The organism is Nonomuraea sp. NPDC003201 (genome assembly GCF_053590415.1).
The window spans coordinates 1-24,056 of the sequence record NZ_JBSFTC010000168.1 but is presented as its reverse complement, the minus strand read 5'-3'; the positions used below and the strand labels follow the sequence as shown (position 1 = coordinate 24,056).

Here is a 24,056-nt window from a genome sequence, read left to right as displayed (position 1 = left end):
GCTGGCGATCAACGCCACGCAATCCGCCCGCGTCCGCCGCGAGACCTACCTCGGCCCCTGGCTGCCCGAACCCGTCGACACCGGCGCCGACCCCTGCCTCGGCGCCGAACGCGCCGAAGCCCTGGAATTCGCCGTCCTGCTGCTCCTGGAACGGCTCTCCCCCACCGAACGCGCCGCCTACGTGCTACGCGAGGCGTTCGACTACCCCTACCGGCAGATCGCCGACATCCTCGAACTCAATGAACCCGCCGTACGCCAGCTCGTCAGCCGAGCCCGCAAACGCGTCCTCATCGCCCGCCGCACCCCCGTCACCCAAGCCGAACAACGCCGCCTCCTCATCGCCTTCGTCGCCGCCGCCCGCTCCGGCGACATGACCGCGTTGGAAGAGCTCTTCGCGGCCGACGTGATCAGCTACTCCGACGGCGGCGGAGCCGTCCGCGCCTCCCGGTTCCCCGTGGCGGGCGCGGAGCGGGTGGCGAAGTACGTGAGGGCGTTCGCGAGCCGGTTCTGGGCCGGGGTAGAGGTGGCCTGGGCGAGCACGAACGGCCAGACCTCAGCGCTGCTGAGCCGCGACGGACAGGTGTTCACGGTCCTCACCGTCAACGCCTCGGACCAGGGCATCGACCAGGTGCTGTGGATGATGAACCCCGCCAAGCTCACCGCGGTGTCCACCGCCGCCGAAGGTCACGACTCGGCGGAGGTGGACAGCCGCGGGCCCTGACGACGCGTCCCGACGGCCGCGGTCGTGATCGAGACGGCGACCAGCAGCACGCAGAGGGCCGTGATCGCCGCGACCACGGCGGCCACCCCGATCCAGGGCGCCGCGAGCGGCAGCAGCAGAACGGCGGCGACGCAGCCCAGGACCGCGGCGGGATAGATGACGGGCTCGGCGGCGACCAGCGCGTGCGCCGCCCACAGCAGCGCGAGATACACACCGACCGGGATGGCGACCGCGTAGCCGAGTGCCTGCGGCGACGCCGCGACCGCGTGCCCGCTCTGCTCCACCGCCACCTCCAGCCCGGCGCCGAGGGCCGCCAGTGCCGCGAAGATGCCGTAGTGGCCGTACCCCCACAGGTACGAGCGATGCCGGCGGTCACTGAGCCCCTCCCCCGCCTCGATGAGGAAGTACAGCCACCAAAGCGCGAACAGCAGCACGAGCCCGCAACCGGCGATGACGACGAAGGCTCCCCTGATCTGGCCCGCTTCGAGCGCTCCCTCGACTCCCCTGCTCGCGGCCAGCACGCTCTCACCGAGCAGAATGATCGTGAACAGGCCGTAGCGCTCGGCGATGTGGTGCGGGTGCCAGGTGGTGGGCCTGGCCCGTTCGGCCCACCGCGGCACCGAGAGTTCCAGTACGTCCAGGAGGACAAGGACCAGCAGTCCGACGAAGGAGGGCAGCAGGCCCAGCTCCGCGAACAGGTAGCGCAGCGCCCAGCCCGCCGTCACGAGGCTGATGCCGGCGGCGTAGCGCAACGCGGTGCGGCGGCCGGCCGGGTCTTCGAGACCGGCTCGCAGCCATTGGGCGACGAGCCCGATCCTCATGATGACGTAGCCGAGGGTGATGATGCCGTAGTCGGAGTGACTGAACGCGGCGGGCACGCCGGCGGCGAGGGTCAGCACGCCGGCCATCTGCACCATCGTCAGCAGCCGGTAGGCGACATCGTCGGTGTCGTAGGACGAGGCGAACCAGGTGAAGTTCATCCACGCCCACCAGATCGCGAAGAACACCTGGAGGAACGGGACCAGTGCGGCGAGGCCGTGACCGTCGGCGAGGTTGTGCGCGAGCTGGGCGGTGACGGCGGCGACCGCGACCACGAAGGTGAGGTCGAACAGCAGCTCGAGCTGGCTCGAAGCGCGGTGCGGCTCGTCGATGGGGCGGGCGCTCATCCGGACCCGAAGGCGGATGGTGATGCCGGTGGGTGGCAAGGTCTCGCTCCTGTCGCTGCGCAACGTCCGGTCCGTCTGTAAGACAGGGCGGCAGGCCGGTCTGTGACAACTCGGCATGACACAGTTGAGCGTTGACTTGGCCACCGGCGCCTGCGACTCGCCCCACCCGCGTCACGGCCGTCGGCCGGCACCCTTCACCAGGCCGACCGGGATCGGATCACTGAGCGCGGCCATCACCTCGGTCAGGCCGATCTCGCCCAGCCGGCAAGCATCGTGGGCCGAAATGGGTAACGACCGATCGAACAATTACGCGGTCAATCGACCGGGCTGATCCTTTTGGCAGGGTGGGTGTCAGTCGGCCCACCGCCTCGTCGGGCAACGGGCGGGGGTCAGGCGGTCCGCCTACGTCGTACGCCACCTCGCCACACCTCCTCGATGCCCCGGGACGCCGTGATGTCCGTGGTCGGGTCGCCGTTCACGAGCAGCAGGTCGGCCCGGAGGCCAGGGGCGATGCGGCCCCGGTCCGTCAGGCCGAAGAGGCGGGCCGTGGTGCCGGTCGCCGCCGCGAGCGCCTGCTCCGGCGTCCAGCCCGCCTCCGTCAGCAGGAGCAGCTCGTGGTGCAGGCCCGCCCCGTGCACCGGCCCGAACGGGGTGCAGTCCGTGCCCGCCAGCACCGGCACCCCCGCCCGCCGCAGGGCCGTGGCCGCGTGCGAGGCGTTGATGGTGCCCTGGGAGTGCATGGGGATGTCCGCCCACTCCCGGCCGAACGTGGCCTTCGAGCGGTCCGACATGCGCGCGGCGATCCGCGGGTCGCGCAGCAGTTCCCGGCCGTTCGGGTCGCCGGTGACGGCCTCGATGTAGGTGATCGTGCTGATCACGAACGCGTCGTACGCGGCGATCCTGGCCGCCATCTCCTCGGCCCGCTCCTCGTTCACGTCGGAGTACAGGTGCGCCAGCCCGTCGGCGCCCGCGTCGAGGGCGATGAGCGCCTCCCTGGCGGTGACCGTGTGCGCGATGACCCGCAGTCCGGCGGCGTGCCCGGCCTCGACCAGGACGGCGGCGAGCTCGGGGCCGAGGGCGGGCAGCCGCATCCCGGACGACCCGCCGTCGTCGATGGCGATCTTGAGGTAGTCGACGCCCTCGGCCAGCCGCGCCTCCACGAACGCCTTGGCCTCGCCCGAGTCGGCCACCGTGTCGAGGGTGCGGTCCGTGCCGAGGGCCTTGAGCACGTCCGCGGTCATGATCTGGGTCGGGTGCCCGTGCGGGGCGGTGGCGATCATGCTGGAGCTGCGGATGTCGGCCACGTCGTCGCGTTCGGCGGCCTGGCGGCGCTGGGCGGCGAGGAGCGGCGGCAGGTTGTTCATGTCGAGCTCGGTGGTGACGCCGAACGTCAGCGCCTCGGCCAGATCGCCCTCGAAGGCGTGCGTGTGCGCGTCGATCAGGCCCGGCAGCAGGGTCTTCCCGGCGCCGTCGATCACGGCGTCCACGGGGCCGGCGACCGCGCCGATACGGTCGCCGCCGATCTCGGCGTCCGCGGGGCCGGCGCCCGTGCCGATGCCGTCGCCGCCGATGGCGACCGTGACGATGCGGTCGCCGTCGATCACCACGTCGGCCGCCGGCACGGTCCGCTCGCCGTCGAAGACCCGGACACCACTGATCAGGGTACGCATACTTCTCCCCCAGATAATTCGACATCTAACTAGATCCGCCTCGAATAGTACGGCCTCGAACTACCAGGGAGCAAGCACGCGAACGGCCCGCGCCCAACAGGACGCGGGCCGTACAGAATCACGACATCAGTGCGAGAACGCCTGGAACTCGGCCGCCCTCACCTGCTCCCGCTGCGGGCTGGCCGTGGCGCAGTCCGTCGCGGAGTTCGGATCCTGGTCCTGCTCACCGGCGTACAGCGGATTGCCGGTGCACTGCGTGCTGAGCACCCGGAACATCAGATGCGTGGCACTCGTGGCCCGCACGTCGAACGACTTGAAGATCATGTCGGCGCCCCGGGGACGCGGCAGCCCCGACTTGAAGGCGTCCGAGGGGCTGGTGTAGATCTTCGTGAAGTTCGCCGGGTCGGTGCAGCCCGAACCGCAGGCCAGCACCTCGAACGAGCGCACGCTGGAGAAGCGGTTCTGCCCGCCCGGGTCGGCCGCGTCGTTGACGTTGGGCCGCAGCATCGCGCTCACCTGCACGCGGCGGACCTTGACCGGCGCGTCGCCCGCCAGGTCCACGACGACCGACTTGCCGGCGGGCGCGCCGGTGAGCGAGGCCCAGTTCGTGGCCTCGGTCTCGTCGATCAGCTTGGCCTGGTTGACGCCGTCGCCCGCGGCCGTCGCGCCGCCCGCCGCCGAGGCGAGGTTGCGGGTCAGCGGCAGCGGGAGCGGCAACTGCACGCCGCCCACCACGACGAACTTCAGCCGCGTGTGCCCGAACCCGTTGCCCGCCACGATGAACGAGTACACGCCGGGCGTCATCTCCACCGTGTCACCCAGCGGCGTCGCCGGGTCGGTGTCGGCGACCGGGACCGCGCGGCCCTCGTAGTCGCCCACGTACAGCCGCAGCGCCGCACCCTTCGCCTCACCCAGCGGCTTGAGCTGCAGCGAGCCGTTCTTGCCCGCGGGGTTGACAAAGCTCGGCGTCGGGTCGGCGTCGTTCGCGCCGGTGCTGGCCGCGCCCTTGCCCAGGCCGTGCTCGGCGAACGCGCGCCACATGATGTCCTGGTTCTTGCCGCCGAACCGCATCGCGTCGGCCGCCAGCAGCGCGTCGCGGTGGTCGACGTAGCTGACCGCGCCCGAGGCCATCAGCAGCAGGGCGTCGAACGACAGCTGCGCCCAGCGCCGGTTGCCCGGGCACCGCTCGACCGGCGTCTGCCCGTCCGCGCAGGCCCGCTGCTGCCTGGCCGTGCCGTCGCCGTACCGCTTGACGAACGCCGCGCGCACGTCGAACTGGGTCGCCGACCAGATCTCGCCGTCCGCGTGCACCTGCTGGCCGACGATGTCGTACGCGACGTCGCTGTAGTTCAGCGGCGACTTGGACATGTCGTAGTTCCTGATGCCTCGTTCCTTGTCCCCGGTCACGTAGCCGCCGGTCACGTACGGGGTCAGGCCCGAGGGGCGGAAGCCGTACTCGAAGAGGTGCTCCATCGCGAACAGGTCGGAGGTGCTCTCGTTCATGGCCCCGGCCTGGGCACCGCTCCAGCCGGCGTTCGGGCCGCCGATCATGCGGCCGGAGATCGCGTGCGTGTATTCGTGGCCGATGACCGACATGTCGTAGTCGCCGTCCACGCAGGGCGAGTAGAACGAGCCGGCGATCGGCTGCCACAGGTACATGTTCGTGATCGGCGCGAGCCCGTCAGGGCCGGTGATCTGGTTGGCGTTGTCGCGCACGGACAGCACCCGCGCGCCGGCCTGCGCGTTCCCCTGCTCGGCGTCGCCGCCGAGACCGCCGCGAGCGCCGTTGTCCGCCTGCATGTTCCAGGCCGTCTCGGTGAAGCCGAGCCGATACGACCAGTCGTGCATGCGGTTGTGCATCGCGTTCAGGTTGGCGATGGCGGCTTCCAGGTCGGCCTCGCCGTCCTGGTCGAACACCGCCGGGTCGCACTTGGACTCGTGCCAGGTGTTCTTCCACGGGAAGAGGTAGTTCCTGCTCGGGGTGAGCACGTTCGTGCGGGTCCCGACGGAGAACGGGTCGCCGTTCGCCCGGTTCTCGGTCGTCTTGGTCGCGTTGCCGGCGCTGGTGTTCGTCGAGGCGTCCGTGGTGTGGTCGACGTCCCACGCCTTGCCGGTCGCCGGGTCGCCGCCGGTCACGTAGTCGCAGCCGGGGCCCGCCGCGAAGCACCAGGTCTGGCGGGTGTCGCGGGAGGAGTAGTCGTCGCGCGGGTTCGCCGGGAAGGCCTTCCAGCGCGGGTTCTCGGGGTCGAAGTGGTCGACCAGGTTCTCCCGTACGAGGATGGCGCCGCTGACGGCGTCCACGTGCGTCGTGTACCCCGCCGCCTCGCCGCTCGAGCCGCCGATCAGGACCACCTGGTACGCGCTGTGCACCCCGTCGGGAGCGGGCACCGCCACCGGCGTGGCCTGCTTGGTGGCCGCCGTGGCCAGGTCGATGCCGCCGTCCCTGGCCGCGATCTCCAGCGCCTGCTGCGCGGTGATCGTCGCGGCAGGCGGCGCCTCCGTCTCGCGGGACAGCGAGGAGGTGACATGCCTGATCTGGCCGTTCACCACGCCGATCGCGACGAGGCCGTCCACGCCGGCCGGCAGGTCGCCGAAGCGCTGGCGCAGCAGCACGGCGTGACCCGCGCCGACGGGGTTGACCGCGACCCGCTCCAGCGCGTCCACCGCCTGCGCGGACAGGCCGAAGACGGTGGGGTTGTTCTTGAGGTACGTGCGGGCGGCCTGCTCGGGATCGGACCCGAGTCCTTCGGCCAGCGGTTCGGCGCTGGTGACGGCCGCGGGGGTGCCGAGAGGGTTCCAGCGGATCTCGGCCGCCGCCCCGGCGCTGCGGGCGTTCAGCCCGGCGGGCGGGGCGACCCTGCCCTGCCGGTTGTCCACGTCCGCCTTGCCGTGCTCTTCGGCCTGGAAGTCATGGACGGGGGCCTGCCCGCCGGGTTCGCCCCGGGCGGGCCCTGCGAGGGGTAGTGCCGACGCGGCGAGCGCGACGGCGACGAGTGCACTGCGTAACCAGGACAACGGTTCCCTCCTGCGTCTCAGGGATGCGCGGATTGCACGCATCCCGCAAGAGGTAACACCGAGTCTGGGGGCTGGCAAGATCTCAGTGCGGGACCGGTGGCCGGCGCCTCGGCGGACCATAGAGCCGTTCTCAAAACGACGCCCTTACATGGCATGAGGGGTTGAGCCCGCCGTGCCCGGCGCAGTTCCCGCACTGATCATTCAACCTGTCGTCGTGGACCCGCCGCAACCGGATTTACCGGCTCGCGAACAGCGACGCGTACACCGGCCGCCCGTGCTCGGTGACCACCTGACCGGCCAGCCCGTCGCCGGTCACGGTGGACAGCCGCAGGTCGAGGTAGCGCTCCTCCTCGACCATGCGCACGTCACCGACCGGCGCGGGCAGCCAGGAGGCCACCTCTGCCTGACGGGCTGCCCGGTCGCGCGCCAGCTCCGCGCGCAGCTCGGCCAGGCTGCCCGCCTCGTACGGCTCCGCGTGGGCCCGCTCGGGCTCGGCCCGCCAGGCGGCGACCCCGTACGCGAAGCAGACCAGCGCCATCCAGATCTCGGCGAAGTACACCGGATCGGGCGCCAGCTCCAGCCCCGCGAACCTGTCACCCACGAAGAACAGCGCGCCGAGCTGCCCCGGCAGCAGCTCCAGCCGGCTCTGGAACTGGGTCAGCGTCGCCCGCTTGCGCGACAGGATCTGCTCCAGGTGCCCGCGCGACGGCAACCCGCACGCGGCGTTGAGCTCGGAGATGTCCGGCCACAGCTTGGCGTAGTCGTAGTACCCGCGCAGCTCCAGCGCCTTGGCCCGCAGCTCGACCGGCAGCACGAAGAACCACTGGTCGCGGCCCTCCAGGTAGCCGCCCTGACTGGCCTGGACGCAGCAGGCGTCGTCGAACCGCCTCGTCTGCCCGGCGCCCATCAGCGCCGCCGAGCACAGGGCGTGGTTCTGGGCGGCGTCCTGGATGTAGCCGATGTGCAGCGGCACGATCGCCACACCCTCGCGGACGCCGTTGAGCAGCTCAACCTGGCCGTACCCGACGACCCGCTCGAGCTTCAGCCCGGAGCGGGGCGGCACGATGCCGGGCCGCTCGGGGCCCCAGACCGGCACCATGGTCAGCGCCCCGGCGCGCTGCGGCGCGCCCGCGCGGTAGCCGCGCAGGTCGAGCGGCGCGGGCAGGAGCGTCTCGAGTGCGGTCATGTGCGTCCTCCTTCCAGTCGGCTCAGCATGGCCGTACGGATCCAGTCACGGCCGGGCGCGCAGTGGCCGAACAGCCACGGCAGCAGCCCGGCGAAGTCGTCCTGATGCCAGAACGGCTGCCGCGGCAGCTGCGGCGCCGGGTCGCGCAGGGTCAGGTCGTCGCCGGCGGTGAACGTGGCCTGGCAGAGCACCACCGGAGTGGTGACGCCCGCCCGGGGCAGCGTGGCCGCCACCCTGGCCAGGTCGCCCGGCAGGACGTTCTCGTAGCCGTCGGTCACGATCACCACCAGGTCGGGGCGGGTGTCCAGGGCGTCGAGCAGCCGGGTCGCCAGGTCGGTCGCGCCATCGACGGTCTCGACCGCCGTGAGGCGCTCGCGGACCTCGGGGGCCTCGGCGGTCTCGACCGCCGTGAGGCGTTCACGGACCTCGGGGGCCTCGGCGGTCTCGACCACCGTGAGGCGCTCGCAAACCTCACCCGTCTCGACCACCGTGAGGCGCTCACAGACCTCGGCCAGGACCAGCCTCAGCGCCGCGGCCTGCGACATGACCGCCCACTCGCGGTCGCCGTACCCGCGCATGGAGCCCGACGTGTCGAGCACCACGGCCACGTGGCCGGCCAGGCGCGGCAGCCCGCGCGTCGCCTCGGCCACGTAGCCCGCCAGCGCGGGCCGCAGCTCGGCGGCCGGTCCACCCCGGTAGAGGTGCACCAGCGTCGCGGCGATGTCGCCCCGGTTGGTCGGCGTCACGATCGGCGGGCGCTCCCCGACCTGGTCGAGCGGCGCGGGCGGCTCCTGCGGGGCCTCCGCGCCGTACGTGCCGGGCGCGTAGAGCGCGCGCACCCGCCCGATCGCCAAGGCCGGGTCGGAGGTGAAGCGCAGCAGGCTCCTGCGCAGCCGGCCGGAGCCGGTGTCGCCCTCCGCGATCAGGCGGGCGCACCCGCGCGCGGTCGCCTTGCCGAGCGCGTGCTCGAAGCAGTCGACCAGCGCCGGCCGGCGCGCCTCGATGAGCGCGTCCGCCTGCGGGTGCTCCAGGACGAACGCGACGACTGCCCGCGTGGCGTGCTTGTGGTTGACGCGCAGCCGCCGCAGCGCCAGGAGCGCGGTGACGGCGTACGCCGGCGGCAGGCCGAACATGAGCGCCCTCGTGACCTTGGCCAGGGTCGCGCGGGTGCGCTCGTCCAGGCCGTCCTGCGAGGCGGCCAGCGTGCACAGCAGCACGCGGGCCCGCTGCCAGGGGAGCACACCGGGCACCAGCGCCAGCAGCGCGTATCCCTCGGGGTCGCTCAGCCGGGCAGTGCGGTGGAGCTCCGCGTCGTCCCAGGCCAGATCGCCGCCCCTGGACAGGACCAAAGGGGCGTCGTGCGTCCTGAAATGCTGGAGAAGAGTCGGGATGTCCACGGCATCGAGATTAAGGAATCCGGCCCGCCGGGCGACACTTATTTTTGCCGGGTACGTTTCTTCCCGGCCTTCCCGGCCGGAGAGATATGCGCGGACGCGTCAAGTGCTTTTTCGCAGACCGCCAATTCCGCGTCGGTGTAGGCCAGCAAATAGACGGTTTCGACGTGCCGGGGACGGCCGTCGGTCAGGTGGGCGACAATGGCCGTCAGCATGCTCTGGACCGTGGACTCGACGTCGGCCGCCGCCTCGCCGGTCCCGAAGATGGGAAACACGATCGAGGCGGCCCGCCGCCCGCCGTCGGCGATCTCCTCGGCCCGCAGGAACACGTTGCGCACACACGTACCCAGATTGTCCACCCGGCGGTACCCGACGCCGGCGGCCCCGTGGACGGCGGCGGCGTGCACGATGCCCATGACGCCGTTGCGCTCGGCGAGCTGGTGCGCCCCGGTCACGATGGCGGTCCCGGGCTCCACGGGCACGTTGGCGCCCACCCGCCGGCCGAGCTCGTCGGCCACGCAGTCCTCGACCACCCGCTCGGTCAGGGGGTCGCGCCGCGCGCCCTCGTACCGGATGACGGCGGAGATCGACCGCTCGTGGAACCTGGACATCTGCATGTCGGTGTTCTCGGAGTTCACCCAGACGTCCACGTCCTTGACGTTGCGCAGGTCGCCGGTGATGAGCACGAGCCGCCGGGAGGGCCGGCCGTGGACCGTGTATTCGTACGTGCGCGTCTCCTCGATGGGCTGCGGCCGCCGCATCTTCGCATGCGTGTCGATCCGCTCCCGCAGCGCCCGGATCTCCTTCCGGTATTCGTCGGCCCGGCCCGCGGTGCGCATGGAACGCAGCCCGTACCACCAGATGAACGCCCACAGCCCGACGGCGCCCGTCATGGTGGCACCCTTGATCTCGGCGGAGAATTGGCTCTGCGGGAAGAATGAGAACAGGAGCGTGACGGGAAAGAGCGCGAGCAGGGTCCAGGAGATCATGTGCACCCGCTCGTTTCCACCGTCCGGCGCACGCCACTGCCAGGCGAAGGCCCCGAGACCGAGGACGAGACTGAACACCGCCGTAAGCAGAACAACGGGATCGGCCTTCATCCGCCCTCCCATCCGAAAAAACGGGACGCGATTATCAGGCTAATACGTCAGCGAAGTTGACGGGGGTAGGTGGGCCGAGAACCACCCCACCCGTTGCCCGACTGGATGGTGGGCCTGCTGATACCCACCCCGACCACAAAGGACCTCGCTCCGCTCGGACTGTCCTCCCAGTGGCGCGCCTGACGGCGCACCCGCGCCTGACGGCGCCATCGACCCCACCCGTTGACCTGCGAAGCGGTGGGCCGCCTGATGCCCACCCCGGACCGGGCGCCTTCAGAGCAAGGTGGGCCGATGCCGCGTCGTCTATTTGCCAACCGGGGCGACATTGATCGCCCGTTACCCGACCACCCGTTCGCTGCAGGGTGCACCGCATTAGGAGCCAGGCGAGCCTTCCCGATGTTTTCCCAGGTCAGACAGGCAGGGAGGGAGTCAGCGGAACGAGATTGCGCACGTATTTGGCACAGTCAAATCTGCTCGGGCTGTTGCTGCACCCTCATGCAGTCACTGGCTGTCCAAAGGAACCGTCCCTTCCGGTGAGTGATATGTGATCGTCGCGCCGACCCGGAGAGGCAAGACGAGACCATCCCCACGTTCGCAGGGAGCACTCTCGCTGACCTGCGTGTTTTAGCGGCGAAAGGGGCTGTTCTGAAGCACTTTTGTGGAATCGGATATTGCGGACTCCCGTAATGGCTTGCGAAAGGGCGATGATCACAAGTGGTTGGTAGAGGGGCTCAGCGAGGGCGTTGCATGCCGTCAGTCGTGCGCACGCATTTGGCACGATCATCCGCAAGCGATCATCCACAGCCGCGCACCACCGGACGCATCAAAGCCCCTGACGCGCGTTTCTCTTCGTGTGCGGGTGTTCTGTAGGAAATCAATGCCGCTGCGGTGAGCCCCGTCTGCGGTGTGGTCTTCGCTACTCCGAATGCCTGTCCGAGCCGAGGGCGGCGACGAAGGCCGGCTACGTCAAGAACCGGTTCTCATACTGCCGCATCGTGAAGTGGTCCGCCCGCCTCTACATAAGCGGAGGGCTGACCTCCGAGGTCAAGGGCCGTCTCATATACCGCCTCCGTGCCGAGCAGGACGTGCGCCATGTCAACGTGGCCAAGCATGTGATCGTCGACTCGCAGTCCGGCGTGCTGGCGAACAGCGCCGAAATATCCTTCCCCACGCTGGTCGCCGATCCCGCCTTCCCCGGCAACACCAGCAACTGTATGCGCGGCGAAGCAACTGGCACCGAGCCCCGCACTCCCGCCGAATGGGCGGCCAACACGCAGCAGTGGCAGATCACTGAGCGGTTCTATCCCAATCGGCGCGATGGCTATCACGAACTCGGCGAGTGCACGGTGACCGGGACGATGAAAGCGCGCTATGTTTTGGCCGCCGTGCATGTCGCGGACCCCGTCTCGGACATGGTGCGATGCGACAAATCGCCGTCGCTGACGTGGTACAACCTCAACCAGGGGGGTGCGTCAGAATGAACGCCGTGCCCGCTCTGACCATGACCAGAGCGGACGAGAATTCCAAGGGGGTCAAATTCCCCAACATGTACGATCACGTCAAGCTGGCGCTTGACCCTACGAAGGTCACGCATCCGGAGCCGGGTGGGGCGACATACCCCGATATCGTCTCACCGAAGAACATCCCCGGCGGCAGCCCCCGCAACCCGCTCACCCGCACGCCGTACAGCACGGACAACGCCGCTAACCGGGGCGCGGCACAAGAGGCGTGCGACAAGGAGTTCGGCTGGATCCCCAAATCGGAGAAGCAGGGCCTGAGCTGTGACGAATTTCCATTCGCGGCAACCTGGCAAGGAGCGGCGTTCGCCAAACCCCGGCACAACTATTCGGTCAAACTGATCCCGAAGGAGGAGAACGTGGCACACGGAACCGTCCTCGGAGCTTGGCTCAACAACAACCGGATAATCGCCTGGGACAAGTTCTTCGTAAAACTCGGCTGACCTCGTAGCAGAGTCGGAACCCGCCCGGGGCGCCCTTGCGTCCTGGGCGGCCCTTATGGAGGGAAAGGGTGAGCCTCATCACCGAAATGACCGCATCCTTGATCGAAGACGACGTCAAGGACTTGTATGGGATCTTTGACATCGGTGTCGGCGAGGACAACTTACGGGATGAGCCCAGTCCGTGGTCCGTCGGAGGTCCCCGGCCCGGGGAGTGGATAGACGTTGGTCCCAACGCGGTGATGTTGAAGCCAGATGGTGTGCCGTACGTCCGCTACGAACTGTGGGACGGCGAGCCGCCCCCTGACGGCTCAGGGGAACGCGCTTGGACCGGCGAGGTCTACCTGAGCACCGGCAGGATCAGCGCGATGAGCATGGTGCCGGGCTTCTCGCATCACAACGCGGTTTTCGACCTCGGCCGCCGCGCGACGACCTGGCGGCTGCGCGTCCGTTGGAAATTCCTCGATAACGACCGAGAGCCCCTCTTCCCGCGATATATCTACGAGGTGGATCTGTTCACTCTTCAGTTCTGGTTGCCGCCTTTCTAACTCGAGCTTTGCCTTTTTCGATTATGCAGACCCAGGGCAATTCGTCGCCCGCCGAGCGCCTTCTATGCACGGTTCAGGATTCTGGATGAAGCGCCGTTCTGGAGCAGCTCCGGCAGCACCTGCTGGACGAAGTCGCCGCATGATGTCCGGTTTCGTCCGCGGCTGTGGTCGTGGGCGAAACCGGACGATCTTGCATGGCCCGAGGGTACGACATGCAGCCAGGGTTTCGGGCGGGGGCGGTTCGGCGAGAATTACCGGCTCTTTGCAGAGCAAGGCCTGATTTGAGACCTGCTGCTTCACCTGGTGCAGGTTAGGAAGAACAGCATCTGCGGCATCAGGAAGGCTTGGCCATCCCGAGCACCGGACCGACCTACTGGCCGGGGAAAGTGCGCACTCCACCGTCACGCCTCGTATCCCTGACGTGTACCCCGGGTCAGATCACCAGGGCGTCGTGCAGACCGCCCGGCTGCCGGGGACTCCGGCCGGGGCGCCGCAGGCGCGGAACTTCAGGTTCGGGTCGCTCGACGTGCGCGCGGCCGGCGTTATGACGATCTCGCCGTCCCAGCGCGCCTCGAACGGCCCGCAGTACCCCCAGGTCCTGCCGCCGTCGGTGGTCACGTCCAGCGTGACCCAGTCGCCCTTCTTGGCCCCGGAGAGCTGGGCCCAGCCGTGCTGGATGCCCTGGATGTAGCCGGACATGACGTTGAACTGGGGACGCCCGTTGGCGCCGCCCCACCGCACCATCCGTACGGACTGCGGGTTGTTTCCGGTGTAGTGCCACCAGCCGCCGCAGTCGATCGGCCCTGCCGCCGCCCGCACCCCCGTCGTCGCCGCTGTCGTCCCCGTGCTCGTCCCCGCCCCCGTCGTCGCCGCTGTCGTGCCCGTGGTCGTCGCCGCCCCCGCCGCGGCCGGGGCGGTCAGGAGCGCCCCTGTGACGACGGCCGCCGAAGCCACCACCAGGCCGAGTTGCCTTCCACGCATGTGTTTTCCCTCCGTGTCGAACCGGGCCCCTTACACGGACACGTTAGGAAAGGGATCTGTCGTGGCGCTGTCGTGGCGTTGTCGTCGCGCTTTCGCCGGGCCCGCCCGACCCCGGGATCGGGGTGCCGGATGAGCAGGTGCCGGTCAGGTGTGGCGTCGCGCATTCGCCGCGACCGGCCGCCCCCGGGATCGGGTGCCGGATGAGCGAGGGCTGGATGGGCAAGGGACGCATGAGCAAGGACCGCACGAGCAAGGGCCGGTCAGGTGTGGCGGAGGCCCTCGATCCAGCCTGATTCGGCGGCGATGCGGACGGCGTCGGTCCTGTTGCGGGCGCCGGTCTTGGTGATGGCGCTGGAGATGTAGTTGCGGACCGTCGCGGCCGACAGGTGCAGTTCGGCGGCGATCTCGCCGGTGCTGGCGCCCGAGCCGACCAGGCCGAGCACGGCCACCTCCCGCTCGGTGAGCGGGGTCACCGTGGCGCTCATCGCGGCCAGGGCCAGGGAGGCGTCGATCACCCGCTCGCCCTGGGAGACCCGGCGGATGCTCTCGGCCAGCCGCTCCGTGGGGGCGTCCTTGAGCAGGAAGCCGCTCGCTCCCGCTTCCATCGCCCGCTTCAACAGCCCGGCGCTGGCGAGGCCGGTGAGGATGAGCACGCGGCAGTCCGGCATCGCCGGTCTGAGACGGCGGGTGGCCTCGACGCCGTCGACGCCCGGCATCTCGATGTCGATGACGGCCACATCCGGGCTGCAGGCGAGAGCGCGTGGGACGACCTTGTCACCTCGGTCGGCCTCGGCCACGACCTCGATGTCGCCCGTGAGGTTCAGCAGGGCCGTCAGGGCGCCCCTGACGACGCCGTGGTCCTCTGCGAGCAGGACGCGAATCACCGGTGACCACTCTCCCGATCGTGTACGGCGGGCAGGCACACCCGCAGCTGGAACACGCCTTCCCCGGTGGCGCCCGCCTCCAGGGATCCGCCCAGTTTCTCCACCCGCCGGCGCAGCCCGGCGAGCCCCGAACCGGGTTGATGGCCCGTTTCGCGGCGAGTGCCGTCGTTGCGCACCAGCAGTTGAACGCGTCCGTCGACCTCGTCCAGCTCGATCAGGCAGTGCCGGGCGTCGCTGTGCCTGACGATGTTCGTGGCCGCCTCGCGTACTATCCAGCCGAGTACGCCACCGGTCTCCTTGTCGATCTCCTTGAAGCCCAGACGCAGGTCGCAGCTCGCGCCGGTGAGCTCGATCAGCGCGGCGGCCGCCGTCAGCTCCGCGCCCAGGTCGAGCGAGCGTTTGGCCTCCACGACCTCGCCGATCTCCGCGCGCGCCTCGCCGGCGATGGCGATCGTCCCCTCCAGCTCGGCGGCGGCCCGCCCGCGGTCCACGTCGACCAGGGCCAGGGCCAGCTCCGTCTTCAGGGTGATCGACGCCAGCGTCTGGCCGAGCAGGTCGTGCAGCTGCCCCGCCAGCCGCAGCCGGTCCTGGTCCACGGCCATCTCGGCCAGCGCGACCCGCAGCTCGCGCAGCTCCCGGACGAACCTCGCGTAGTGCACGATGCCCGCGGCGACCACCGAGGCGACGAGCACTCCGGCGCTCCGCTGCGCCGCGGAGGATGCCACCGGGGCCCACTCGACGAGCGTCAGCGGGTACTCGGCGGCGGCCACCACCAGGAGCACGATGACGCCGTAGCGGAAGGGCAGCAGGAGCAGCCCGGCGGTGGCGACGATGAGCGGCGTGTAGATCCACACCGATCCCTGGAACGGGATCGCCCCGTAGACGACGACGGCGAACAGCAGGAAGGTCCGCGCCCGGTGAGGCCCCTGGCTCGTGCCCGCGATGTGCCGGGCGACGATCCTGGCGTACACCACGAGCAGCCCTCCGAGCAGTACGAGCGCCATCAGGGCCCGGCCCGGATCGCCGTTGAGCAGGAAGGCGAGCGGGGTGAGCCCCCACAGCGCCCCGGTGACCGCGACGACGGCCGTCGTCAACCACCTGACCTGCGCTTCGCTGTCCTGGGCCACCGGCGGGCTCCCAAATGTCGGGATGCATCATGATTTCGTACTGATCGTGACCCCTTCCTGGCCCGCGAATCAACTACCGGCGGCCGCCGATCCCTCATTCAGCCACCCGTTCGCCCGCGCGATGCGCACGGCGTCCTCGTCGCTGCGGGCGCCCGTCTTCAGGCGGGCGGCGGCGAGGTAGTTCCTGATCGTGTGGATCGACAGCCCCAAGGTGCTCCGCAGGTCGCTGCCCCGCCCACCGGCCGCGACGGCCGACAGCACGGCGATCTCCCGCGTGGTCAGCGGATTGGTGTCGATCTCCTGCTCGCCGCCGTCGGCGGCCACGTCGAAGTCGATGTAACGTTCACCCCTGGCCACCACCCGGATGGCGTCGGTGAGCCGGTGGGCGGGCGCGTCCTTGACCAGGAAGCCGCGCACCCCTGCGGCCATGGCCCGCTCGAAGTTACCGGGCGTGCCGACACTGGTGAGAATGAGCACCGGGGGCGGCTGTTCCAGCTCCTTGATCAGGCCCGCCGCCTCCAGGCCGTCGATGCCCGGCAGCCCGATGTCCAGCAGCGCCACGTCCGGCTTGGAGCCGACGACGGCGGGCACGATCTCGTCGCCCCTGGACACCTCCTCGACCACGCGGATGTCCCGTTCCTCCGACAGCAGGGCGATCAGGGCACCTCTGATGAGGTCGTGGTCCTCCGCGATCAGAACTTTGATCATCTCCGGTCTCCTGTAGCAGAGGTGAGTGCGGCCGCCGGGAGGCGGCCAGGAACGTCCAGCGACAGCGTGAACCAGCCGTCTTCGGTGTGCCGTCCGCAGCTCCCGCCCACCTGCGCGAGCCGCTCGTCGAGCCCGGCCAGGCCGCTCCCGCCCACGGTCGCCTCAGCCCCGGCCGCCGCGCCGGCGGCGATCGAGTCGCCGTCCGAGCGCACGCCGTCGTTGGCGACGGTCACCGTGATGCGGTCGCCGTCGGTGTCGACCCCGAGCAGGCAGACGGTGGCGTCGCTGTGGCGCAGCAGGTTGGTGGCCGCCTCGCGCACCGCCCAGGCCAGCGCCACGCGGACCTCCGGCGGCAGCGAGGGCGGCAGTTCGGCGAAGTCGCATCGGACGCCGGCGGTCTCCAGCACCCGGCGCACCCCGCTCAGCTCCCTCTCCAGCGACATCTCGCGGTAGCCCTTGACCACCGCCCGCACGTCGTGCAGCGAGCGACTGGCGATGTCGTGGATCTCCGTCAGCTCGCGGCGCAGCCGCCCGATCTCCTCGGGCGGGATCCGCGTGCCCAGCTCGGTCCGCATGGCGATGACCGAGAGGTTGTGCCCCAGCACATCGTGCAGCTCACGGGCGAACCTGAGCCGCTCCTCGGTGATGGCGAGCTTGGCGGCCTCCTCGCGGGTGCGCTGCAACTCGGCGAGCAAGGTCGCGAAGATGGTCAGGCCCGCGAGCGCGCCGGCCGTGAGCAGGTTCTGCAGGGAGCCGAAGAGCACCCAGCTCAGGTCCTGCGAGGCCGGCAGGACCAGGCCGGCGGCCAGCGAGGCGAAGAACCCCAGCGCCGCCCACCGGCCCCGCAGCGTGACCGCGAACGCGAGCGGAAGCATGAACCCGACGCTCAGCCAGGTGGGCCCGGCGGCGAACGGCACGGCAAGGGCCGGCACGCACATCACGGCCAGCACCGCGAGATCCCACCGCGAGCCCCGGTCGAGCACGGCCCGCACCGCCAGCCACAGGTAGCAGCCGGTGAGGCCGATGATGAGGACGACCGCGGTCGTGACCCTGACGGAGGAGTAGGCGCCGAGCGCCTCCGCGAGCGGCACGGCGGCGAAGGCCGCCATGCCGACGAGGAAGACCCCGGCCGTGGCGCGGGCCAGCCGTACGATGCCCGGCCCCACGCCCCTCAGCCTCTGCGAGGCTCCCACTTGAACCACCTTTTCGCGGCGAGCAATGAGAGGACGAGCCAGGCGGCCAGGACGAGCCACCCCGGCCACATGACCAGGAAGCCCTCCAGGATCCCCACCTTGGGGGGCACGCCGGCCCCCGCGTGTCCCACGTAGTCCCGCCCGAGATAGGCGGTGCTGACCCCCTCGGCCACCCGCCCGAACGGGAGGAAGGAGGACACGATCCGCAACCAGCCAGGGAAGGCCGAGACGGGGTAGGCGAACCCGGACAGGCCGATGGCGAGCAGCAGGAACGGCAGGCTCACCACGACCGTGGAGCCCTGCGCGGGAATCCTGCCGCTCACCGCGACGGCCATCGCGGCGAACACCGCGAGCCCGAGGAGCACCGTGACCACCAGCAGGGCGGGATTGGCCGGCAGCTCGACACCGTGCATCACCCTGGCCAGGCCGACGATCAGCACGAGCTGCAGCAGGCCGATCGACAGCACGGTGAGGATCTCCCCGCCGAAGATGGCGAGGTCGGGCAGCTCCGTCCCGCGCAGCCGCTTGAGTATCAGCAGTTGCCGCCGCACGACGAAGGACTCCACCAGGGTCATGAAGCCCAGGTTGGCGATGCCCATCACGATGACGCCGGTCATGATGGCGACATCGACCGGCGCCCCGTCCCTGGTCCCGCCCGGCAGCATCAGCGGCATCAGCCCGCCGAACACGACGGGGAAGAACAGGGCGACGCCGACCGACACCGGCGTGCGCCAGAACAGCGTCTGGGTCAGCCGGAAGTGCGCGAGCGTGTAGGCGGTCACGTCCTGGCCTCCTCCCCGCGCGCGCCGGCGATGTCGAGGAAGACCTCTTCGAGCGTCGCCTGTCGGACGTCCAGACCGCTGAGCCGCACACCACGAACGTGCGCCCACCCGAGCACGGAGTGCGCCACCGACTCGGGCTCGGCGGTGAGGATCACGCACCGCCGCCCGGTCACGGTGAGCGCGTCCTGCTCGCCCACGGGCAGCCCGTCGAGGGCGGTGTCCTCGGGCAGCTCGAAGGCGACCCGGCCCGAGCCCCGGCCCAGCACCTCCGCCATCGTGCCCTGGGTGACGATCCCGCCCTTGTCCATGATGGCCACCCGGCCGGCGAGCTCCTGGGCCTCCTCCAGGTAGTGCGTGGTGAGCAGCACCGTCATCCCGCCGGCCGCGAGATCCCTGACCAGGTCCCGGACCCGGTGGCGGGCCTCGGGGTCGAGCCCCGTGGTCGGTTCGTCGAGGAACAGCAGGTCGGGGCTTCCGAGCGTGGCCAGCGCGATGTCGAGCTTGCGCCGCTCGCCGCCGGACATCCGCTTGACCCGCGTCCGGGCCTGGCCGGACAGCCCCACCAGCTCCAGCGCCTCGGCCACGGGTCTGGCGCCGGTGGTGAACCTGCTCCAGGCGGCCACCGTCTCGGCCGCCGACAGGTCGCCGAACAGGCCGGACTCCTGCAGCACCAGGCCGATCCTGGCGCGCGGGGCGCGGTGTCCCGCCGGGTCCTCGCCGAACACCCGTACCGTGCCCTCGGTGGGCCTGAGGTAGCCCTCCAGGATCTCGATCGTGGTGGTCTTGCCCGCGCCGTTCGTGCCGAGGAGAGCGAACACCTCCCCCTCGCGTACGTCGAAGGAGATGCCGTCCACGGCCGTGAACTGCCCGTAGCGTTTACGAAGTCCGGAGACCTCGATCACCGTCTCGCTCACTGCGTGTCGCCGAAGCAGACCGAATTGCACAGGGCGGTGCCGATCGAGCTGGCCGTGCCGTCCGTCGTGAACGCGACGGAGCCGGCGGCCGACTCCAGCTCGGTGATGTCGAACTCGCCATCCGGCTGGGGCGGCAGCGGCGGCGTGGGCACCCCCTCGGGGTAGGCGATGCCGTACTGGCTCAGCAGGGGCCTGGGGTCGCCGTCATAGCGGCCCCGCAGCCCGCCGTCCTGCCACGCCGCCGCCACCAGCCGGGCGAACTTCCTGCGGTCCTCGTCCCCGAAGACGTACATGCTCTCAGCCATCAGAAGGCTCCTTGTCTGTGTGGGTTCCGGACAGAGCGCGGTCGCTCAGAACGTGTCGCCCGTCGTGTTGGGGACGCTCGGCCCGGTCATGCTGGTGAGCGTGAGAATGGTGCTGACCGTGCCGGGCTCGGAAGAGCCGGCGGCCGACTCCAGGTCGGTGATGTCGAACTCGCCCTCCGGCTTGGGCGGCAGCGGCGGCGTGGGCACGCCTTCCGGGTAGACGATGCCGTACTGGCTCAGCAGGGCCCTGGGGCCGCTCTCGTAGCGGCTCCGCAGCTCGGCGTCCTGCCACGCCGCCGCCACCAGCCGGGCGAACTTCCTGCGGTCCTCGTCCCCGAGGATGTAGATGCTTTCGGCCATCAGCGGTCTCCTTGTCTGTGCGGATCGGACTCTGCGGGGGCGCCGCCGATGAGGAAGTCCCCGACCGACGACTCGGTGGCCCAGTCAAGGCCGAAGGTGCGGGCGGCCAGGTCGGCGTCGCCGCTGCCGAGGCCGCAGGGCGCCATGCCCATCGCGGTGGCCACCAGGTAGAAGGTCTGGTAGAGCGCGCCGACGGTCTTCAACGTGGCGGCGTAGGCGATCGAGGAGTACTTCCACGACATGCGCTGGAAGCGCGAGGTGATGGTGATCAGCACGTCGGGGCTGGCCGTCCCGCCCGTGGCCAGGCTCGCCGCGGCCAGCATCGCCCGCGCGTCCTCGTCCCTGGCGGGGAGGGTGACGAGCCGGTGGCCGAGCGGGTCGTAGTAGTAGGCGCCGCTGTCCAGGCCCTCGCATCGGGCCACGGTCAGGTACAGCTCCAGCTCGTAGACGGCGCCGCCGCCCGGGTAGGGCCTGCTGCTGGCCTCGTACGGCATGCCGGGCGCCGGCCCGAAGACGCGCCTGACCCTGGCGGCCCGGTAGAGCAGCTCGCCGAGCTGCCGGACCGTCGGTGGGCCGGCGTACTGGCGCACCGATCTGCGCGACTCCAGCACGGTGGTGAACGGCGGGTCGGCCGCGGCGGCCTCCTCCAGGGAGGGCGTGTACAGCTCGACGGCGGCGCCCTCGGGAGGCTGCTTGATCACCGGTGGCGGCGGCGTCTCGTCCAGGAAGCGGAAGGTCGCGCCGAACGGCTGGTCGTGTCGCCCCGCTCTGCTCCTGGCGTGAAAGAGCAGGTCGTGGAAGTCCCACGAGCGCAGCGCGGGATCGCGCTCCTCGGCGTCGCCCGCGAAGGCCATGCCGGCGGCGACGAGGTGGCCGATCGCCTCCGGCGCCTCCTTCACCATGACCGGGCGGCCGAGCGCGGAGAGCAGCGGCATGGCGTCCTCGGTGAGCGTGACGCGGTGCCGGGACAGCGGGGACTCCAGGACGAGTCCCCGATCCGTCCTGCGGACGAGCGCGAACCTCGACAGGCGCACGGTGTCACTCGGAGCGAGCGCGGGCAGCCGGAACCGGGCGTCGCGGGCGACGGGCACCACCCGCAGCAGCGGCTCGACCGCGTGGACGAGGACCGCGCTCAGCCGCGACAGCGTCAGGTACAGCAGGGCAGCGTCGTGGCTGCTGCCGCCCGCCGCGAGGAGCCGCTCGGCCAGATCGTCCTGGTCCGCCAGCGTGCCGGGCAGCTCGCGCAGCAGCGACTCGACGGCCTGCGGCAGGCCGCGCAGGGTGACCGTGCCGAAGGGTTGCGCGATGGTCAGTACGCCGTCCGCGGACTCGACGACCGCGTCCTCGCGGAGCCCCACCATGGGGAGGGGTGCCGGGCCGGTCACAGGAACATCGTGATGGGGTTCATCTGCTCCTCCGGGGTGGGCTCGGCGAGCCAGCCGAGCCGTACGGGCACGTCGTAGAGGCGGCCGGGGGCCAGCCGCCGCCAGAAGTGGCGCAGGCCGGGCACGATGACCTTGACGACCGGCAGGCCGATGTCGGGCCTGGTCTGGTCGAGCACGAGCATCTCCATCCCGCGCTCCTCGACCAGCGCGCGGGCCGCTTCGACGTCGTCGAGCAGGTCGGCGGTGGCCGGCCGGGCGTAGGCGGACGCGGGCACGGAGATCGAGGTGGGTGAGAGGTAGGGGTGGTCGGCGACGCGCGCGTTCGTCCACCAGTCGACCTGGTCGCGCTCGGGGAACCGGTAACGGGTGACGCCGTCCGGGCCGACGTCGATGACCGCGGGGATGAACTGGTTCAGCTCGGCCAGGGCGCGCTGGACGGCGATGCGCACGTCGAAGTGGGCGCCGAAGGCCATGAGGATGTCCTCGGTCGGCCCGTCGACCCGGCGGCTGACCGCGGCGGCCACCGGGACGCCGAGGTCGTTGGTGAGGTCGAGAACATGCAGGTCGCGGCCGAGACCGGCGTAGACCTCCTGGAACTCGGAGATCCACGGATCGGCGAAGGTGCCGAGATCGAAGGCGGGCCGGCGCAGGCGGTTGTACCACCACACGGCCACCGCGTCCCGCTCGACGAGCTCCATGAAGCCCTGAAGGACGGCGTCCTCCAGGGAGGAACCGGCGGCGTTGCCGTTGGAGTCGGCCCAGGTGTAGAGCGGGCCGGTGGAGCGGGAGTCGTTGTAGTAGTAGTACAGGTAGCCGGTGGGCAGGTACTTGTGCCGCCGCTCGGTCAGCGACCACACGGGCGTCCATTCGATCGCGGCGTCCTCGTCGAAGGGGTCGTTGACGAAGGAGTAGCTGGAGGTGGCGCGGAGCTCCCGGCGGGTGCGGTACTGGGCGTCGCTGTAGAGCGAGCAGGCGTTCGGGTGTACGGCGTCCGCGCCGAGCTCCCGCAGGCTCGCCGTGCGCCTGGCCTCGTCGCCCTGGAAGATGCCCGAGTAGCGCTCCATGGCCTCGCACATGGCGCTGACCTTGGCCTGCAGGTCGGTCATGCCCTTGCCGGCGCTCTGGGTCCGCAGCCCCTTGCGCAGGGTGGCGAGGTCGCGGGTCTCCCTGGCAAAGTTGTGCCCGGCCACGTACGCCTTGACGAACGGCGTCCTGGTGTCCATCCGGGTGAGCTCGCGGATGACGCCGGTGACCGGGCTGACCAGGTGGGCGTACCGCTCGGCGGTGTCCTCCGGGTGCTTGGAGCGGTGGCCGCCGTCGGCGGTGAAGGTCTTGGGTCGTGAGCGCAGCTCGACCGGGGCCTCCGCGGCCGCGGCCATCAGGCCGTCGTCGCCGCACTCCGGGCACTGCGGCCTGCGCCGCAGCTCGTGGCGGGTGGCTCCGAGGCGCATGGTGTCGAAGGTGACCAGGTCGCGCTGCTGCGGGTTCCTCGCCCCGGCCAGCCACTTCGCCGCCTCGGCCGCGACGAGCCGCACGCCCGCGCCGCGGGTCAGCGCCAGGTCGGCGGCGGGCAGGGCCAGCGGGCGGCCGGCCCGCAGCCGGTCCTCCACGTACGTCAGCGACTGCCGGTGCCCTTCCAGCCGCTGGGACAGGCATCGCCAGCAGCCGCCGTCGCCCTCCCCCGGCTGGAAGACGGGGCCCAGCCAGAGGACGGGGCCGGTCGTGCGGGCCAGCAGCCATGGCCGTCGCTCCGCCAGGTGCCGCCGGTTGATGTCGGCCAGCTCGCCGCGCAGGTAGTCGTCGGTCAGCACGACGGTCAGCGCCGCGTCCTCCCCGGGGCCGGTCACCTCCACCCCCTCGGCGACCAGCAGGTCCCGCAGCTCCTCGGCGGGCACCTCCCCGACGGTGAGCAGCTCGGCCCGCCCGCCGCGCACCGCGGCGACCGCCTCCTGCGCCTGGAGTCCGGCCATCTCCCAGTAGGCGGCCGTCCTCCGATCCACGTCCTCGGTGACGTCGACCAGCAGATCGCGCTGTCTGAGCATGTGGAGCACGTAGTAGACGTTCTCCGGCGGGACGTCCGGCTCCACCGCGACCAGGATGTCGTTGACGGTGTGCTTGCCGTCGAGCAGGCCGGCCACCGCCTCGATTGACCGGCCGGTGAGCACGTGCGTGTCGCGCTCGTTGATCAGGAAGACCCCGTCTCCCTCGATGACCTCGACCCTGAAATGGCGACGGAAAGCTGGTCGGGCGTCCATAACGTTCCTTTCGGTCAGCGCACTCGGGTCAGTGCACGAGGCGCAGCGAGGCGACCTGGTCGTCGGCGAGCCGGAGGAGGGTGAGCCCCGCCGCGGCGAGCCCGTCGGTGGCGGACAGGGACAGGCGGTCGGCGCGCCGCCGGTCGGCGAACCAGCGGCCCGTGTGGTCGCGGCGGCGCAGCAGTTCGGCGGCCAGCTCGCGGGCGGACCGCTCCAGCGCCGCGTCGCCGGTCAGGCGGGCCGTGTGCAGCGCCACCTCGGCGTCCACGACGAGCCGCGCGCAGGAACGTCCGGCGTCGGGCGCGCAGTACCTGGCCACGCGCTCCCGCAGGCCCGCCTGTCTCCGGACAACCTCCCGCTCCGCCGGCATCTCGCCGAGCAGCTGCTGACCAAGGGGTACCTGGC

The 24,056-nt window shown here is 70.8% G+C and carries 22 protein-coding genes; 4 read left to right on the top strand and 18 right to left on the bottom strand.

Annotation, left to right across the window (positions count from 1 at the left end):
* Nucleotides 1–721 (top strand): sigma factor-like helix-turn-helix DNA-binding protein (locus ACWDX9_RS39250; protein WP_449963541.1); only part of this gene is annotated, 721 nt, incomplete at its 5' end.
* Here ACWDX9_RS39250 and ACWDX9_RS39245 read toward each other — a convergent pair.
* The 6 genes from ACWDX9_RS39245 to ACWDX9_RS39220 all read right to left on the bottom strand — a co-directional run bounded on the left by ACWDX9_RS39245 (nucleotide 685) and on the right by ACWDX9_RS39220 (nucleotide 10,219).
* The gene (locus ACWDX9_RS39245; RefSeq protein WP_449963539.1) at nucleotides 685–1,926 is read right to left on the bottom strand and encodes a low temperature requirement protein A; all 1,242 of its coding nucleotides are present in this window, start codon (nucleotides 1,924–1,926) and stop codon (nucleotides 685–687) included. The two genes, ACWDX9_RS39250 and ACWDX9_RS39245, sit on opposite strands and share 37 nt — an antisense overlap.
* A 350-nt stretch (nucleotides 1,927–2,276) precedes the next feature.
* A complete protein-coding gene (locus ACWDX9_RS39240; protein WP_449963537.1) occupies nucleotides 2,277–3,557 on the bottom strand; it encodes an amidohydrolase family protein in 1,281 nt (426 codons plus the stop codon).
* Nucleotides 3,558–3,683: 126 nt separating this feature from the next.
* Nucleotides 3,684–6,572 (bottom strand): M36 family metallopeptidase, encoded by a 2,889-nt coding sequence (locus ACWDX9_RS39235; protein ID WP_449963535.1) that lies wholly within the window; start codon nucleotides 6,570–6,572, stop codon nucleotides 3,684–3,686.
* 235 nt (nucleotides 6,573–6,807) lie between these two features.
* Nucleotides 6,808–7,758, bottom strand: a complete 951-nt coding sequence (locus tag ACWDX9_RS39230) for an ARPP-1 family domain-containing protein (RefSeq protein WP_449963533.1) — start codon at nucleotides 7,756–7,758, stop codon at nucleotides 6,808–6,810.
* Complete coding sequence (locus ACWDX9_RS39225; RefSeq protein ID WP_449963531.1) at nucleotides 7,755–9,155, bottom strand: VWA domain-containing protein; 1,401 nt, start codon at nucleotides 9,153–9,155, stop codon at nucleotides 7,755–7,757. Before ACWDX9_RS39225 ends, ACWDX9_RS39230 begins: the two co-directional genes overlap by 4 nt.
* Nucleotides 9,156–9,193: 38 nt before the next feature.
* Nucleotides 9,194–10,219, bottom strand: a complete 1,026-nt coding sequence (locus tag ACWDX9_RS39220) for a macro domain-containing protein (protein WP_449963529.1) — start codon at nucleotides 10,217–10,219, stop codon at nucleotides 9,194–9,196.
* A 1,028-nt stretch (nucleotides 10,220–11,247) separates the two neighbouring features.
* Between ACWDX9_RS39220 and ACWDX9_RS39215 the strand changes: the two genes are divergently transcribed.
* From ACWDX9_RS39215 to ACWDX9_RS39205, 3 genes are all read left to right on the top strand, one after another.
* A complete protein-coding gene (locus ACWDX9_RS39215) occupies nucleotides 11,248–11,733 on the top strand; it encodes a hypothetical protein (RefSeq protein ID WP_449963527.1) in 486 nt (161 codons plus the stop codon).
* Entirely contained in the window at nucleotides 11,730–12,212 is a 483-nt protein-coding gene (locus ACWDX9_RS39210; protein ID WP_449963524.1) for a NucA/NucB deoxyribonuclease domain-containing protein, read from the top strand. Before ACWDX9_RS39215 ends, ACWDX9_RS39210 begins: the two co-directional genes overlap by 4 nt.
* Nucleotides 12,213–12,280: 68 nt before the next feature.
* On the top strand, nucleotides 12,281–12,757 hold the full coding sequence (locus tag ACWDX9_RS39205; protein ID WP_449963522.1) for a hypothetical protein: 477 nt from the start codon (nucleotides 12,281–12,283) through the stop codon (nucleotides 12,755–12,757).
* Between the two features lie 438 nt (nucleotides 12,758–13,195).
* On the opposite strand, the gene ACWDX9_RS39200 is transcribed toward ACWDX9_RS39205, so the two are convergent.
* The 12 genes from ACWDX9_RS39200 to ACWDX9_RS39145 form a co-directional block, all read right to left on the bottom strand.
* Nucleotides 13,196–13,738 carry a hypothetical protein gene (locus ACWDX9_RS39200; RefSeq protein ID WP_449963520.1) on the bottom strand — a complete coding sequence of 181 codons (543 nt, stop codon included), beginning with the start codon at nucleotides 13,736–13,738 and terminating at the stop codon, nucleotides 13,196–13,198.
* A gap of 260 nt (nucleotides 13,739–13,998) precedes the next feature.
* Nucleotides 13,999–14,622: a response regulator transcription factor gene (locus tag ACWDX9_RS39195; RefSeq protein WP_449963518.1), complete on the bottom strand. Its 624-nt coding sequence runs from the start codon at nucleotides 14,620–14,622 to the stop codon at nucleotides 13,999–14,001.
* Nucleotides 14,619–15,749, bottom strand: coding sequence for a sensor histidine kinase (locus ACWDX9_RS39190; protein WP_449963515.1), 1,131 nt, complete (start codon nucleotides 15,747–15,749; stop codon nucleotides 14,619–14,621). Before ACWDX9_RS39190 ends, ACWDX9_RS39195 begins: the two co-directional genes overlap by 4 nt.
* A gap of 69 nt (nucleotides 15,750–15,818) precedes the next feature.
* Nucleotides 15,819–16,457, bottom strand: coding sequence for a response regulator transcription factor (locus ACWDX9_RS39185; protein ID WP_355201267.1), 639 nt, complete (start codon nucleotides 16,455–16,457; stop codon nucleotides 15,819–15,821).
* A complete protein-coding gene (locus ACWDX9_RS39180; RefSeq protein ID WP_449963513.1) occupies nucleotides 16,454–17,650 on the bottom strand; it encodes a sensor histidine kinase in 1,197 nt (398 codons plus the stop codon). The genes ACWDX9_RS39185 and ACWDX9_RS39180 overlap by 4 nt, the downstream gene beginning before the upstream one ends.
* On the bottom strand, nucleotides 17,629–18,432 hold the full coding sequence (locus ACWDX9_RS39175; protein WP_363966951.1) for an ABC transporter permease: 804 nt from the start codon (nucleotides 18,430–18,432) through the stop codon (nucleotides 17,629–17,631). Before ACWDX9_RS39175 ends, ACWDX9_RS39180 begins: the two co-directional genes overlap by 22 nt.
* Nucleotides 18,429–19,346 (bottom strand): ABC transporter ATP-binding protein, encoded by a 918-nt coding sequence (locus tag ACWDX9_RS39170; protein WP_397369650.1) that lies wholly within the window; start codon nucleotides 19,344–19,346, stop codon nucleotides 18,429–18,431. The genes ACWDX9_RS39175 and ACWDX9_RS39170 overlap by 4 nt, the downstream gene beginning before the upstream one ends.
* A complete protein-coding gene (locus ACWDX9_RS39165) occupies nucleotides 19,343–19,651 on the bottom strand; it encodes a hypothetical protein (RefSeq protein WP_449963509.1) in 309 nt (102 codons plus the stop codon). Before ACWDX9_RS39165 ends, ACWDX9_RS39170 begins: the two co-directional genes overlap by 4 nt.
* A gap of 45 nt (nucleotides 19,652–19,696) precedes the next feature.
* Nucleotides 19,697–20,011 carry a hypothetical protein gene (locus tag ACWDX9_RS39160; protein ID WP_350736943.1) on the bottom strand — a complete coding sequence of 105 codons (315 nt, stop codon included), beginning with the start codon at nucleotides 20,009–20,011 and terminating at the stop codon, nucleotides 19,697–19,699.
* Nucleotides 20,011–21,396: a SagB/ThcOx family dehydrogenase gene (locus ACWDX9_RS39155; protein WP_449963506.1), complete on the bottom strand. Its 1,386-nt coding sequence runs from the start codon at nucleotides 21,394–21,396 to the stop codon at nucleotides 20,011–20,013. The genes ACWDX9_RS39160 and ACWDX9_RS39155 overlap by 1 nt, the downstream gene beginning before the upstream one ends.
* Nucleotides 21,393–23,651 carry a TOMM precursor leader peptide-binding protein gene (locus ACWDX9_RS39150; RefSeq protein WP_449963503.1) on the bottom strand — a complete coding sequence of 753 codons (2,259 nt, stop codon included), beginning with the start codon at nucleotides 23,649–23,651 and terminating at the stop codon, nucleotides 21,393–21,395. Before ACWDX9_RS39150 ends, ACWDX9_RS39155 begins: the two co-directional genes overlap by 4 nt.
* Nucleotides 23,652–23,679: 28 nt before the next feature.
* Nucleotides 23,680–24,056, bottom strand: a 377-nt coding sequence (locus ACWDX9_RS39145; protein WP_449963501.1) for a hypothetical protein, incomplete at its 5' end; no start/stop codon positions are given.